This is a genomic window from Paenibacillus sp. BJ-4 (genome assembly GCF_020404765.1).
Taxonomy (GTDB): Bacteria; Bacillota; Bacilli; order Paenibacillales; family Paenibacillaceae; genus Paenibacillus.
This window is the reverse complement of record NZ_JAIVEM010000097.1, coordinates 103226-116940: the sequence shown is the minus strand read 5'-3', so window position 1 is coordinate 116940 and position 13715 is coordinate 103226. Positions and strand designations below refer to the sequence as shown.

11 protein-coding genes and 1 riboswitch are annotated in these 13715 nt (G+C 48.1%); of the genes, 2 read left to right on the top strand and 9 right to left on the bottom strand.

Features of this window, described 5'->3' with window-relative positions; translation table 11 throughout:
* Positions 1 to 22: 22 nt before the first annotated feature.
* The 4 genes from LCF57_RS17130 to LCF57_RS17115 form a co-directional block, all read right to left on the bottom strand.
* Entirely contained in the window at positions 23 to 832 is an 810-nt protein-coding gene (locus LCF57_RS17130; protein WP_226001768.1) for an aminoglycoside N(3)-acetyltransferase, read from the bottom strand.
* A 173-nt stretch (positions 833 to 1005) separates the two neighbouring features.
* Entirely contained in the window at positions 1006 to 1773 is a 768-nt protein-coding gene (gene sdhB, locus LCF57_RS17125; RefSeq protein WP_226001767.1) for a succinate dehydrogenase iron-sulfur subunit, read from the bottom strand.
* A gap of 21 nt (positions 1774 to 1794) precedes the next feature.
* Positions 1795 to 3540 carry a succinate dehydrogenase flavoprotein subunit gene (sdhA, locus tag LCF57_RS17120; RefSeq protein ID WP_226001766.1) on the bottom strand — a complete coding sequence of 582 codons (1746 nt, stop codon included), beginning with the start codon at positions 3538 to 3540 and terminating at the stop codon, positions 1795 to 1797.
* A gap of 108 nt (positions 3541 to 3648) precedes the next feature.
* The gene (locus LCF57_RS17115) at positions 3649 to 4323 is read right to left on the bottom strand and encodes a succinate dehydrogenase cytochrome b558 subunit (RefSeq protein WP_226001765.1); all 675 of its coding nucleotides are present in this window, start codon (positions 4321 to 4323) and stop codon (positions 3649 to 3651) included.
* 227 nt (positions 4324 to 4550) lie between these two features.
* Between LCF57_RS17115 and LCF57_RS17110 the strand changes: the two genes are divergently transcribed.
* Positions 4551 to 5456, top strand: coding sequence for a LysR family transcriptional regulator (locus LCF57_RS17110; RefSeq protein WP_226001764.1), 906 nt, complete (start codon positions 4551 to 4553; stop codon positions 5454 to 5456).
* A gap of 5 nt (positions 5457 to 5461) precedes the next feature.
* On the opposite strand, the gene LCF57_RS17105 is transcribed toward LCF57_RS17110, so the two are convergent.
* Together LCF57_RS17105 and LCF57_RS17100 are read right to left on the bottom strand one after the other, a co-directional pair.
* On the bottom strand, positions 5462 to 6139 hold the full coding sequence (locus tag LCF57_RS17105; RefSeq protein WP_025717448.1) for a potassium channel family protein: 678 nt from the start codon (positions 6137 to 6139) through the stop codon (positions 5462 to 5464).
* Positions 6140 to 6157: 18 nt separating this feature from the next.
* Positions 6158 to 7498: a TrkH family potassium uptake protein gene (locus LCF57_RS17100; RefSeq protein WP_226001763.1), complete on the bottom strand. Its 1341-nt coding sequence runs from the start codon at positions 7496 to 7498 to the stop codon at positions 6158 to 6160.
* Positions 7499 to 7875: 377 nt separating this feature from the next.
* A riboswitch (cyclic di-AMP (ydaO/yuaA leader) is annotated at positions 7876 to 8025 on the bottom strand.
* Positions 8026 to 8288: 263 nt separating this feature from the next.
* Here LCF57_RS17100 and LCF57_RS17095 point away from each other — a divergent pair.
* Positions 8289 to 10016, top strand: coding sequence for a CPBP family intramembrane glutamic endopeptidase (locus tag LCF57_RS17095; RefSeq protein WP_226001762.1), 1728 nt, complete (start codon positions 8289 to 8291; stop codon positions 10014 to 10016).
* An 86-nt stretch (positions 10017 to 10102) separates the two neighbouring features.
* Here LCF57_RS17095 and uvrC read toward each other — a convergent pair whose 3' ends face one another.
* From uvrC to dnaI, 3 genes are all read right to left on the bottom strand, one after another.
* Positions 10103 to 12082 (bottom strand): excinuclease ABC subunit UvrC, encoded by a 1980-nt coding sequence (gene uvrC / locus LCF57_RS17090; RefSeq protein ID WP_226001761.1) that lies wholly within the window; start codon positions 12080 to 12082, stop codon positions 10103 to 10105.
* Between the two features lie 157 nt (positions 12083 to 12239).
* On the bottom strand, positions 12240 to 12557 hold the full coding sequence (trxA, locus tag LCF57_RS17085) for a thioredoxin (protein ID WP_010347861.1): 318 nt from the start codon (positions 12555 to 12557) through the stop codon (positions 12240 to 12242).
* A gap of 125 nt (positions 12558 to 12682) precedes the next feature.
* The gene (dnaI, locus tag LCF57_RS17080) at positions 12683 to 13630 is read right to left on the bottom strand and encodes a primosomal protein DnaI (protein ID WP_226001760.1); all 948 of its coding nucleotides are present in this window, start codon (positions 13628 to 13630) and stop codon (positions 12683 to 12685) included.
* Between the last annotated feature and the right edge of the window lie 85 nt (positions 13631 to 13715).

Genomic DNA, 13715 nt, shown 5'->3' with positions numbered 1-13715 from the left:
TAATTCTTATTTCCCTTGAAGCCTAACGATTGGTGGACAACCACTGTACCGCATAGTCTACCAAATCGCGTTGCCTTGCTAAAAAACATGAAGCCTCTCCGATGTTGACTCGTGTAAAGCACGTAGGACAATCCCGTTCAAAATCATGTCCCAGCTGTTCGAAATCATCTGAGGTAATATTAAAGTCCTCAAACGTGACCCACACTTTGACTCCATCCACCATCATAGGGGCTTGATGCGTGATTTTTTCACGTCCGTTATACGCTGTTCGATATTCCGCCAAATGCAAGGACGTATTGCTGTCATGTCCGCAGCCCAGCAGCAGCACGTATGCATCTGCCTCGTACAGCTTCGCCAGCGGAGAATGCTCTCCCAACCCAAAGTCGAGCTGATGATCTGCCAGTAAATCCGAAGCTGCAGGTCCACGCGCCGCCAAGGAAACATGCGGATGCCCGCTGCGCTCTGTTCCCGGCAGACCGCGGAACGTTTCTACAATGACCCCCATCCCCCCAGTCAGCGTCCAGGCGGGATCATACGCGGGCATTTCCTCGCGTACAAGTTCCCACCATGACTCATCCAAAGGTGGGTTCATCCAGGTCGAAGGATCAGTCAAGTCATGAGACTGTGTCGGCATGACCAGCGTCCCTTCCGGGCCAATCGCTTCCGTTAATGCCGCAAGAATGCCGGAGGCCCCGCCTGGAACAAAGCGCCCGAAGCTGCGCATCGACGAGTGAACAAGCAACGTCATGCCGCTGCGAACCCCCAGCTCCTTTAATCCCTTCATTACATCCGACCCGGTGACAGGTCGATTCGTTATCGGTTGCACAGTCACCTGTCCAGCCTCCTTTTCTCCAAAAACGATACACAATACCATAATTATACCATAAGTGCTATAACGCTCTCCTCCCTCCATGTTACCTTCCATCCTCCATGAGCGCAAAAAACAGGCTTTCTCCGATTGGAAAAAGCCTGTTTTGGTTTGAATAACATATTTGCTGGCTCGGACTATACAGTCAACCAGCGCTTGAACATATGCTTGGTCGTTTGCTTGTTCATTTCAGCAATGGAGGTTGTCAACGGAATGCCTTTCGGACAAGAACGTACGCAGTTTTGCGAATTACCACAGCCCTCCAGCCCGTCGTCCGTCATCAACGCATCCAGTCGCTCCTCCTGATTCATTTCCCCTGTCGGGTGACTGTTAAACAGGCGAACCTGGGATATCGCCGCAGGTCCAATGAACGTTGTCTTCTCGTTGACATTAGGGCAAGCCTCCAGGCAAACTCCGCAGGTCATGCACTTGGACAGCTCATACGCCCATTGACGCTTTTTCTCCGCCATTCTGGGGCCAGGACCCAGATCGTAGGTCCCGTCAATCGGAATCCATGCTTTGACCTTCTTGAGTGCGTTAAACATCCGGCTGCGGTCGATGACCAAATCCCGCACAACCGGGAATGTGCTCATCGGAGCAATCGTAATCGGCTGCTCCAGCTTATCAACAAGCGCGGCACAGGCCTGACGCGGTTTGCCGTTAATTACCATGGAGCAGGCTCCGCATACTTCCTCCAGACAGTTCGACTCCCAGCATACCGGGGCGGTCTCTTTACCATGGCTGTCTACCGGGTTGCGCTGAATTTCCATCAGTGCGCTAATCACATTCATACCCGGGCGATAAGGTAATTCGAATTCTTCCGTATAGGAATTGGAGTTAGGATCATCCTGACGGGTCACAACAAACTTCACTGTTTTATTCGATTTCACTGCTTGCTCCGACATCTAAAATACACTCCCTTCTATTTATTTGCTCTTGGAATAATCCCGAATACGCGGCTTGATCAGTGAGACGTCCACCGCTTCATACGAAATTTGTGGTCCCTCCGGTGTCCATTCCGCAATAGTTGTTTTCAGGAACTCCTCATCGTTACGATCCGGGAAGTCCGGTTTGTAGTGAGCCCCACGACTTTCGTTGCGCAGCAGCGCCCCCTTGGTCATCGCTTCAGCCAGTTCCATCATATTCCACAGCTGGCGTGTAAACGCCGCACCCGCATTGTTCCAGCGCGAAGCATCATTGATGTTAATGTTGGCATAACGCTCCTTCAGCTCTTTGATCTTCTGGATCGTAGCTTCCAGCTTGTCGTTATAACGAACCACCGTCATATTGTTCGTCATCCATTCGCCCAGCTCTTTATGAAGCACATACGCATTTTCTTTCCCGTCCATATGCAAAATGCGCTCGTACTTCTCCGTTTGCTGTTTTACCGCTGCATCGAACACGGAGGAAGCTACATCCTGTGTGGATTTTTCTATGCCTTTAATGTATTCCACAGCCTTCGGTCCAGCCACCATCCCGCCGTAAATAGCTGACAACAACGAATTTGCACCCAAACGATTCGCTCCGTGATACTGAAATTCACATTCTCCGGCGGCAAACAGCCCCGGTATATTCGTCATCTGATTGTAATCGACCCACATGCCACCCATTGAATAATGCACAGCCGGGAAGATTTTCATCGGGATTTTACGCGGATCGTCACCGACAAATTTTTCATAAATTTCAATAATCCCGCCCAGCTTCACGTCCAGCTCTTTCGGGTCCTTGTGGGACAAATCGAGATATACCATATTCTCGCCATTAATGCCGAGCCCTTCATCGACGCATACGCTGAATATTTCACGTGTCGCAATATCGCGTGGAACCAGATTTCCATAAGCCGGATACTTTTCCTCGAGGAAATACCATGGCTTGCCGTCTTTGTACGTCCAAATACGGCCACCCTCTCCACGTGCCGACTCAGACATCAGACGCAGCTTGTCATCGCCCGGTATAGCCGTCGGATGAATCTGGATAAATTCACCATTCGCATAGCGTACACCCTGCTGATACACCGCACCGGCAGCCGTGCCGGTATTAATAACGGAATTTGTGGTTTTGCCGAAAATAATGCCAGGGCCACCCGATGCTAAAATAACGGCATCCGCCGCAAAAGTTTTCACTTCCATCGTGCGTAAATCCTGCGCGCAAATGCCTCGGCAGATACCTTCATCATCCAGTACCGCCTGTAAAAACTCCCAGTTTTCATATTTGGTCACCAAGCCCTCGGATTCCCAGCGTCGTACTTGCTCATCCAAAGCATACAGAAGCTGCTGGCCGGTCGTCGCTCCAGCAAAGGCTGTCCGATGATGCTGGGTACCGCCAAAGCGACGGAAATCCAGCAATCCTTCCGGCGTCCGGTTAAACATGACACCCATACGGTCCATGAGATGGATAATCCCCGGAGCCGCTTCGCACATTGCTTTTACCGGGGGCTGGTTGGCCAGAAAATCCCCGCCATAGACCGAATCATCAAAATGAATCCAGGGTGAGTCTCCCTCGCCCTTGGTATTCACTGCCCCGTTGATGCCGCCTTGAGCACAAACGGAGTGGGATCTTTTTACCGGAACCAAAGAAAATAAATGAACGTGAACTCCTGCCTCTGCCGCCTTGATCGTAGCCATCAGACCCGCCAGACCGCCGCCCACGACAATAATGTTGGATGCTGCCATTTCTGCTCACTCCTTTTTTTCAGGATTTTAGCCAAATCCTCTCTTACGATTGGAAATATAATCTGCAAACGATGTAATGCAAATGATATATCATGTGAATTCATTTTTTTACAGTAGCTGTTGAATAGCGCTGCATTGCACCAAAGCGGTGGCCGTTTCCTGGAATTCCGCGCTGCGGAATGCCAACAGGGAAGCGATGAAACCGATAGACACCACCACGAACAGGGTCATGCAAATATAGGAGGATACCTTTTGCGCACGTGGCCCCACTGTGATACCCCAACTGACCATAAATGCCCACAGTCCGTTAGCAAAGTGAAAGGATGCCGATACAACGCTGATTAAATACAAAATAAAATAAACCGGGTTCGTTACAATGCCATGCATTACACCGCCCAGCTGTTCATGTGTTACATTACCCAGAGCCACCTGAAAGCGTGTGTCGAACACGTGCCAGATAATGAACACGAACGTAATAACGCCGGTAATACGCTGGAACAGAAAGCGCCAGTTGCGCGAATAGCCAAAATTTTTGACATTCGGATCAGCCTGGTAAGCGATATACAAGCCATAGATACCGTGGAACAGTAATGGCAAGTAGATGAATAATGTTTCAAGCACAATCACCAGCGGCAAACCATTCAGGAAGGCCACGCTGCGGTTGAACCCTTCCTTTCCGCCCTCCACTGCAGTGAAGTTCGTCACCAAATGCTCAACAAAAAAAAGAGCCAGTGGGATGACGCCAAGAAGCGAATGCAGCTTTCTGGAATAAAATCCTCTCATCTAGGTAATGCTCCCTTCTCCCGATAATAGCGTTTTCAATAGTAATATAACATATAAAATGACAGTTCCCGACAGGAAATGTCCAACAAGGTGTCCCTTAAAAGGAAAAACAAAAAGTGTGAACATCTTGTGTCGCTTTTATGTTACTCCTTTTCGGCTTATAATGGAATTGCAATATACGTATTAATTATTATGTCTTTTTTGCATATAGAGAGGAAGTGGAAGATATGTTTGAGGATTTGAACGCCTTTGCCGTCATTGTGGAGCAATCCAGCTTGAATAAAGCCTCCAAACTGCTTAATCTCTCCCAGCCTGCCCTATCCCGTAAAATCGCCAAGCTGGAGGAAGAACTGGGCGTGCAACTCTTTGATCGGAGGGGCAAACGGCTCGAAATTACGTCAACAGGACGGTTTGTATATACCTTCGCGCTGGAGCAGCGGCAACGACAGCTCCGCTTTTTGCAAAAGCTGTCCCAGCACAAAAACGAAGCCCAGAGCATGCTCACCCTGGGTGCAAGTCTCACGACACTCCAAACGACGCTGCCCACCCTCGTCGAAGCTTTCATGAGCAAGCATCCCCAAACCGAGCTGAAGCTACTCACAGGCAAAACCCATGAAATCGTCGCTTTTGTACGCGACAAAAAAGCAGACGCCGGGGTTGTCGGGTCTGCCATTCATGAGGCCGGGCTGCGTTGTATTCCGCTATTTGACGATCATTTAGAGCTGGTCGTTCCGATAGGACATGAATTAACGGCCAAAACAGGAACGGCCTCAATGAAAGACCTGCAAGGATTGCCGATGATTATTTTTTCCAAAGGAACCTGGTATCGCAGCTTGACAGATGACTTGTTCCAGCGCAGCGGCATCATGCCGGATATCCGTATGGAAATCGACTCCTTCGAGGCCATTGTTCGCTTGCTTCCAACCTGTAAGGCTTCGGCATTACTGCCCAAATCTTATTTACGCAGCGAATTGCTGCGGGATAATGGACTCACTGCGCTGTACTTGCCCGACTTGAAAGAGACACGCCGAACGACCTCTCTCATTTATTCGGAGACTGCAGATCTCAGCTCGACAGCGCGAAGCTGGATTAGTGAGACACGTGCCTCATTTGCAGGCTATCGTATGGTGTAGTAGAGCTAGCCTTCTTCATTGACGTTAACGACCTCATCCTCGAAGCGGGCGATATTGTCATTGGAACCGATGATGACCATAATATCGTCTGCTTTTAGCCGATCCATAGCCGTTGGTGCAATGAGAATACCGTTAGCCGTATGAAGCGCTACAATACTGCAGCCAAAGCGGGTACGAGCATTCAGCTCTGATAACGTTTTGCCATTGAGACACCCAGGTACATTGAGTTCCACAATGCTGTATTCTTTGGATAGCTCCAAATAGTCGAGCAAATTAGGCGTAACCAGCTGGTGGGCCACTCGTATCCCCATATCCCGTTCAGGATAAATGACGCGGTCCACACCGAGCTTTTCCAACGCCCGTCCGTGCAGAATGGATATAGCTTTCGCTACGACTTTTCTCACACCCAGCTCCTTCAGCAATATGGCGGTCAGAATGCTTACCTGAATGTCATCCCCAATAGCAACAATACCGCAATCGAAATTACGGATACCCAGTGACCGCAACGAATCCTCATCGGTAGCATCGGCTACGACAGTATGCGTCAGCATCTCACTCATACTGTCTACAACGTCCTCGTTCCGGTCGATGCCAAGTACCTCGCACCCCATGTCCACCAATTGCAAAGCCAGGCTTGAGCCGAACCGTCCCAAGCCAATAACTACAAACTGCTGTGTTTTCATATCTACTCGAAAACTCCCCTATCCTATAATCATTTTGCCTTCCGGATGCCGGTATAATTCCTTACCCTTTTTGGGGCCCAGTGCATAAGCCAGCGTGAGCGGGCCGAGTCTGCCTGCAAACATCGTCAGAGTAATCACCAGCTTGCCGATAACTGTCAAATCAGGTGTAAGCCCCATCGACAGTCCCACCGTTCCAAAGGCAGACACTGTTTCGAACAAAATCATCAGAAAATGATGATCTTCGGTTGCCGATAAAATCATCGTTACCCCGATCACAAACAACAGCCCCAACAGAGTAATGGTCAAAGCCTTGTAAATTCGTGCTTGTGCAAGCCGATACTTGAACAATACAATATCTTCCCGGCCTCGCAGCATGGAAAACACCGCTCCAATGAGCAGCGCGAACGTTGTCGTCTTAATCCCGCCTCCAGTTGAGCCAGGGGAAGCCCCTATGAACATCAATATAATGATGAAAAATTGCGTAGCCTGCCGCAAGCCTGCGATGTCCAGCGTATTAGCACCAGCGGTACGAGGGGTTACCGACTGGAATAAAGATCCCAGTAGCTTGCCTCCCCAATTCAACGAGCCTAATGTTTTCGGATTCGTAAACTCAAAAACAAAGATGACGAGGGTACCGACTATAATCAGTACCGCGGTCATGCTAAGTACTACCTTGGTATGCAAGGACAATCTCTTGCGTTTGCGACATTCTGCCAGATCCGACATCACCACAAAGCCGATGCCTCCAGAGATAATCAAAAACATAGCTGTAAAATTAACAACGGGATCATATACATAACCTGTCAGGCTGCGAAAGTGACCGAATAAATCAAAACCAGCGTTGTTAAACATGGAAATCGCATGCCAGATTCCAAAATAAATCGCCCTGCCTACAGGCATATCAAAAGACCAGCGAACCGCAAATATCGTAGCGCACACGCCCTCAATGACCAGCGAATACAATAAAACTTTGCGGATCAAGCCGACGATTCCCTCTATAGAGGTCTGATTCATCGCTTCCTGCAAAATGAGGCGCTCCCGCAGAGAGATGCGACGCTTGAACACCAGTGCGATCAGGGTCGCCATGGTCATAAAACCGAGACCGCCGACCTGAATGAGTGCAACGATCACCACCTGACCAAAGGTTGTAAAAAAGGTCCCCGTGTCCTTAACAACAAGCCCTGTGACACAGGTCGCAGAGGCCGCTGTAAATAAAGCGTCTACAAACGCAAGCGGCTTGCCCGTTGTATTGGAAATCGGTAGCATTAACAACAAACTGCCTATCAGTATGATAACGGCAAAGCCCGCAACAAATATCTGCGGTGGAGAAAGCCGAAACCATCTTGCATTGGGATTCATGAAATCATCACTTCTCCTAATCCTTAAAAACTATAAAAACAGTGATTTAATACGGTGTAAGCCCGCTACACGTTCCATTTGATCTTCTGATCGCTGTTGCCCCTAAATTTTTGATTTTCAAAACCTTTACAAGGTTAAAATTCAGAGGCAAAGGCGAACGCTACCGCTTCTACAGATTCAAATGGACCGATTCGCTATTCACCGCCTAAAAACAATGATTTAATCGTAAGGGTGACAAATTAACCATTAAAGAGGTTATACAATAAAAAAATCCGGGGATAACAGCAATCGGAAGAATAATCTGCACCCGTAGCGGTCTAACCAATCCATACACTTTTTACACACAAAAAAAGACACCGGAAAACCGAGTGCCTGACTGGGTTCCTGTTTACAGCCTACGAGGTTAGCTGACGGATTCGGGCAGTACAGTATGCCCTATTCACACGTCCGGTGCAAGACCGGCTGTAAAATTCACCCCAGTAACATGGTTCCCCCGTTTTCCTATAGAAATTCGGCTCAAATGTATTGCGTTACCTATTGACTTTATAGGCATTGCCTCAAGATTATAATCCTTCTGTATCCAGATCACAAAACCGATTTCGTCGAAAAAACGTTAATTTGGCTTTATTTTGCGAATAGGCAGCGTTTAATCGCAGTTTATCTTATTTTATTGAAACTTTAGGGTGCTTTCACTCCATTTTCATGAATATCACAAGTGTGTTGGCGGGAACCTGTGCAGTATGATATCTTTAATGGATGCTCACTTATTTACAGATTAAGGAGGAAACTCATGAATCCTATCGGGAAACCGGTCGTGCTCTCGGCCAATTTCAAAAGATTAGGCTTGTTGGGCGGGATTGGCCTGATTTGCTTTTTTATCTTTCAATTACTTATTCCCTCGCTTAGCAATCCAAGTTCGGAATCATTGGTGAACACAACGACGATCAGCAAACAAGAAGCGGTTCTACACGCAATAGAATTCGCCCGCTCCGAGCTGGGTTATACGGAATCACCACCAGAAAATCCTGTCGTTACCTATCAGGCCGAAACGGATTTGTACGGTTATTTATCCAGAGAAAAACTGCTTCAACAGTACGACCGTACATGGAAAAAAAGCTACCCTTATGAAACTTTTCGGGTCGATCTTCCAGATCCTTCTACGAAGAGCAAATTGCAAATTCATGTAGATTTATCAACCGGCAAAGTTGTTAGCTTTAAACGAATGACCTCCAGTACCAATTACACACAAGCCGATATTTCTACGGATGAGCAAGCTCGCAGCAGGCTGGTACGTGTGGCTGAGGGCGACATGACGCTTGAAGCAAAGGAGCAAGCGGCGTCCGCTTGGGTCAAACGCTTTGGCTTTAAGCCATCGGACTTGAAGCTCGTGACCAACGAAGGGGAGGGTGGATTAAAGTATACTGTGGTCGGTAAACAAATCGGCGCATCGGTACTTACACTGGCGTTTACTTTTGAAGACGGGGATGTTCGCTCGTTCACACAGAGCTTTTCTGCTCCATCGTCCTATACCGATTATGTCAAAAAGCAAACTTACTGGGCCAACTGGATGACCTATGCGGGTTATGCCTTGTTTAGCTTGGTATTGGGCGTACTCGCGATTGTCTACGCATCACTTACACGACGCCATACTTCCTTTGTACGCGGTATTGTTCTGTCCGTTGTGTATTTTGTTGCTACCATGGTAGGAACCTTGAACATGCTACCTTTACTGCAAGCAGAAGCAGGAGGCCGGGGAATGCTTATATTTCTCATGGTTTTCCAGGTTGGTATTTCCCTCGCAATGGCCGTAGCACTCTACTTCTCCCTGGTCGGCGGTGACGGGCTCATGCGTCAGGTTGGACTGAATGCATGGCCACGTGCCAAAGAGCCGGGCTACGGGCTGTATGTGCTTCGCAGTATGTATGTTGGCTACTTGTGGGCCTTTATTTTGCTCGGAGTACAATCCATTTTGTTCTTTGTGCTGGAACGCACATTCAATACGTTCTCCACAACAGATGCCACGCAATCTCCTTACAATATGGCTTATCCGTGGTTACTGCCGATTATGGCTTGGATGGCAGGCATTGGAGAGGAGGCCGTATACCGTCTGTTCGGTATTCCAATGGTGAAAAAAATAGTGAGGAACACTTTTGTCGCTTGCCTGATCACCACGCTCATATGGGCACTGGGGCATACACTGTATCCAATCTATCCGGTGATTTCCAGACCGATTGAGCTGACATTCCTCGGATTGCTGTTCAGTTTTGTGTTCCTGCGTTACGGCTTTATCGCCGCCATGTTCAGTCACGTCATTTTTGACAGCATTCTAATGGGCCTTAGTGTGATGAGTTTGGGAGATACGGTGAACCTGAGCGCAGGTTTGTTCTGGATCTTGCTTCCAGCGATTGTGGCCTACGTTATTTACTGGTTTAGTCCAAAAAAGCCAAATCGAATCATGTTTGAGCCTGTAAGAAAAACGTCTATCGACGTACTTTCACCGAAGCCAGACCGCGCTTAGCGGGAGTTTTTCTTGCAATTATAGAATTGTTCAGCTCTGCTGAAAATTTATAAATTCTATAATCTAAAAAAAAGAGGAGCCGTATACTACGACTCCTCCTCCCGAAGGGCAGTTATAATCTGACGCGCTAGCTTATCACCAATAGAGAGAGGCCGGAAGTCTTCGACGCTGGCCTCTCTTATTTTTTTGAGGGAACCAAAATGCTTAAGCAGCAACTTGCGCCGCTTCTCGCCAATGCCCGGAATGGAGTCCAGACGGGACGTCACCATTGATTTGCCACGTTGCTCCCGGTGGAATGTAATCGCAAAACGGTGAACCTCGTCCTGAATCCGTTGCAGCAGATAAAATTCCTCGCTATTACGTGCTAATTTCACAGCCTCATTGGATTCTCCCACCAGTAGCTGGGAAGTTCTATGCTTGGCATCCTTCACGAGACCACACACCGGAATGAATAAACCCAGCTCATTTTCCAGCACATCGGTCGCCGCCTTAATTTGCCCACGTCCACCATCGACAACAATCAGATCAGGGCGCTCCAGATTCTCCTTCAGCACACGCTCATACCGACGCCGAATAACCTCACGCATCGTTTCATAGTCATCTGGCCCCTGCACAGAACGGATTTTATATTTCCGATACTCCTTTTTGGCAGGCTTGCCGTCAATGAACACAATCATGGCTGATACAGGGTCAGAACCTTGTATGTTGGAATTATCAAATGCCTCCACCCGATGCAAGCGATCCAGTCCAATCGCACGTCCCAGATTGCTTGCAGCCTTGGTTGTCCGCTCCTCGTCCCGTTCGATCAGCTTAAACTTCTCATCCAAAGCGACACGTGCATTTTCCGTCGCCATCTCCGTCATTTGTTTCTTCAGCCCACGCTGTGGTACATACACCTTTACATCCAACCATTCAGCCAGAGCAAGAGCTGCCGTAGCCGGTTCCTCCAGTCCACCGGACAGTTGGGCTTCTATTTCTGAATGTGCTGCCTCCGCATAAGAAGCTCGTTCTTCAGCCACCAGCAATGTGTCGGAAGAATGCTCGACAGAATATTCTGCATTCTGTGCATCCTGTTCCGTCTGTCTTACCAGCTTGGGTGTATCCGGCAGCAAAATTTCCTGCGGTACTGCCGGGTTATCACTGTAATATTGCGTCACATAGGACATGAAATCGCTGTAAGCCTCGCCGTAAAAAGGAAAAGTCGACATATGCCGTTCGATCATTTTACCCTTGCGAACATATAGAATCTGCACACACATCCAGCCCTTGTCTACCGAAAACCCGAATACATCGCGATCCTTGGCATCAGAGGTTGTGATTTTCTGCTTTTCCATCATGGCGTCAATACTGATAATTTGATCCCGCAGCTCCTTGGCACGCTCAAAGTACAACTCCTCTGCGGCCTCCTGCATTTTACGCTGAAGATCTTTTTTTATTTCCTCATGTCCCCCGCTCAAAAAAGAACCGATCTCCTGACCAATCTGGTCATACGTTTCCTTATCGACCTCTTTCACACAAGGTCCCAAGCATTGATGCATGTGATAATACAGGCATACTTCCTTGGGCATCACACCGCACTTGCGTAAAGGATACATGCGATCGAGCAGCTTCTTCGTCTGATGTGCCGCGTAGGAGTTGGGATAAGGTCCAAAATACTTTGCTTTATCTTTCAGAACGCGCCGGGTCACCTCCAGCTTGGGGTGGGCCTCGTTCGTAATTTTCAAATACGGAAAGGTTTTATCATCCTTCAGCAGCACGTTATAGCGCGGCTGATACTTTTTAATCAGGTTGCACTCCAGAATGAGCGCCTCCATATTACTGGCTGTTACGATATATTCAAAATCACGGATGTCGGCAACCAATCGCTGCGTTTTGCCGTTATGGCTACCTGTAAAATAGGAACGGACCCGGTTTTTCAGCACTTTGGCCTTGCCGACATAAATGATGGTGCCTTCGCCGTTCTTCATCAGATAACAACCCGATGCATCCGGCAGCAACGCTAATTTATGCCGTATGTTCTCCAGCGCCTTCTCCTGATCGTGCAAGTCCTCCGCATAAGATTTCATTCGCCCGGTTCCTCCTTCCATTCTTAAATGACTTCCTAAGTACGTTATAATTATACAGGAATAATACACAAAAACGCCCCCGGTATATTCAACCGGAGGCATTGACCATTCATGCCGCTCCCCAGACCCCCGCAGGAGCATGGATCACGTGCAATGATTATTGGTGTTTGGTAAGCATGCTTTTCAGCGCTTCTTTTGAGTTCAGACCTACAACTTTATCAACAGGCTGTCCGTCTTTGAAGACGATCAGGGTAGGAATACTCATAACACCAAAACGGGAAGCAGACTCTGGATTTTCATCCACATTCACTTTCGCGATTTTGACGCTGTCGCCAACCTCTGTGGACAGATCCTCCAGAATAGGAGCGATCATTTTGCAAGGACCGCACCATGGCGCCCAAAAATCAACCAAAACGGTTCCTGTGCCTTCGACTTCTGCGTTGAAGGATTGATCGGACACGTTAACAATTGCCATTGTATGTTCCTCCTTTATAGAAAAGTCAAGATTATTATAACCTGTAATGTCTTTTTCGACACCTTTTAAGTATATCACAATAGTTTTTTAATTGTAAGATATCAAAATAGCAGACAGATGTCCCCTTACCCCCGCTGGTTTTTCCCCTTCACAGCAATGACATCTACAAAAGGACGAATCCGGTCCATTAAACGTTGTCCCTTGTATATTTCCTCTCCATCCTTGCTCGTAAAGCTGAGATGCTTCTCCAGCCCTTCCAACGTGTAATTGGAGGTATAAAAGGTGGGCTTGCGATTCATTCGGTAATTCAAAATAGAGCCCATCACATGATCCCGTACCCAGGGGCTTAAATTTTCCGCCCCAATATCGTCAAATACGAGCAGGTCACAATTTTTTAGCATTTCGGTCGTTTCCTTCAATTTCTGCCCATCCTGAAACATGGACTTTAGGTCCTCTACAAAATCAGGCATATACACGATCACACCGTTCAGCCCGAACAAGGCCAGCTCGTGCAGTAAGTATCCCATTAAGAAGGTTTTTCCCGTACCAAACGTACCTTCGAGATACAGTCCTTTTTTTAACAAACCCTGACTTTTGGTTTCTTCAATATAACGGAATACCTGATTAACAGCAGGCACTCGTTGCAAATCCTTGCGCGCAATTTCAACAGCATTATAGCCTTCCAACAGTGCGCGCTCATCCACATAAAAGCTTTTAATTCGCTGACGCACCCGTTGTTCATGCTGGGAAGCAACCAGCTTGGCGCACGGGGTCCGGATGTCCACGATTTCCGCTGTTCCATTCGGATATTCTACGCCCAGCTTGCAAAAGTGACCCTGAAAATCGTTAGGACACCGTTCCAGCCCCGGGCAATTGTCACAATTTCGACGATCCCGGGTATACTGAAAGAGCATGCTCATATTGAGTCGCAATTGCGCTTCGTCCACATCAGGATGCGCAGTACAAAATTCCCGCACCAGCGGATCATTGAGTACCTGATCGGCTACATTGCGCGTACGCTGGCGGAACGAAGGGTTCTGCATCTGCTGTAACAAATCGCCCAGTGATTCCAAGAACACTCCTCCTTTCTAAAATGTGCAGAGTTATGGGGGGAGATGACGCTACGCGTGCAGATTGTTCTTCCGATTGCTGTTGCCA

Bases quoted from the DNA above. Each gene is read 5' to 3' on its own strand.
- trxA (WP_010347861.1), bottom strand. From the start codon at position 12,557: ATGGCAATTGTTAACGTGTCCGATCAATCCTTCAACGCAGAAGTCGAA.
- uvrC (WP_226001761.1), bottom strand. From the start codon at position 12,082: ATGAAATCTTATGCGGAGGACTTGCACGATCAGGAGAAGGCGCTGGAG.
- LCF57_RS17110 (WP_226001764.1), top strand. From the start codon at position 4,551: ATGTTTGAGGATTTGAACGCCTTTGCCGTCATTGTGGAGCAATCCAGC.
- LCF57_RS17115 (WP_226001765.1), bottom strand. From the start codon at position 4,323: ATGAGAGGATTTTATTCCAGAAAGCTGCATTCGCTTCTTGGCGTCATC.
- LCF57_RS17105 (WP_025717448.1), bottom strand. From the start codon at position 6,139: ATGAAAACACAGCAGTTTGTAGTTATTGGCTTGGGACGGTTCGGCTCA.
- sdhA (WP_226001766.1), bottom strand. From the start codon at position 3,540: ATGGCAGCATCCAACATTATTGTCGTGGGCGGCGGTCTGGCGGGTCTG.
- LCF57_RS17095 (WP_226001762.1), top strand. From the start codon at position 8,289: ATGAATCCTATCGGGAAACCGGTCGTGCTCTCGGCCAATTTCAAAAGA.
- LCF57_RS17100 (WP_226001763.1), bottom strand. From the start codon at position 7,498: ATGAATCCCAATGCAAGATGGTTTCGGCTTTCTCCACCGCAGATATTT.
- sdhB (WP_226001767.1), bottom strand. From the start codon at position 1,773: ATGTCGGAGCAAGCAGTGAAATCGAATAAAACAGTGAAGTTTGTTGTG.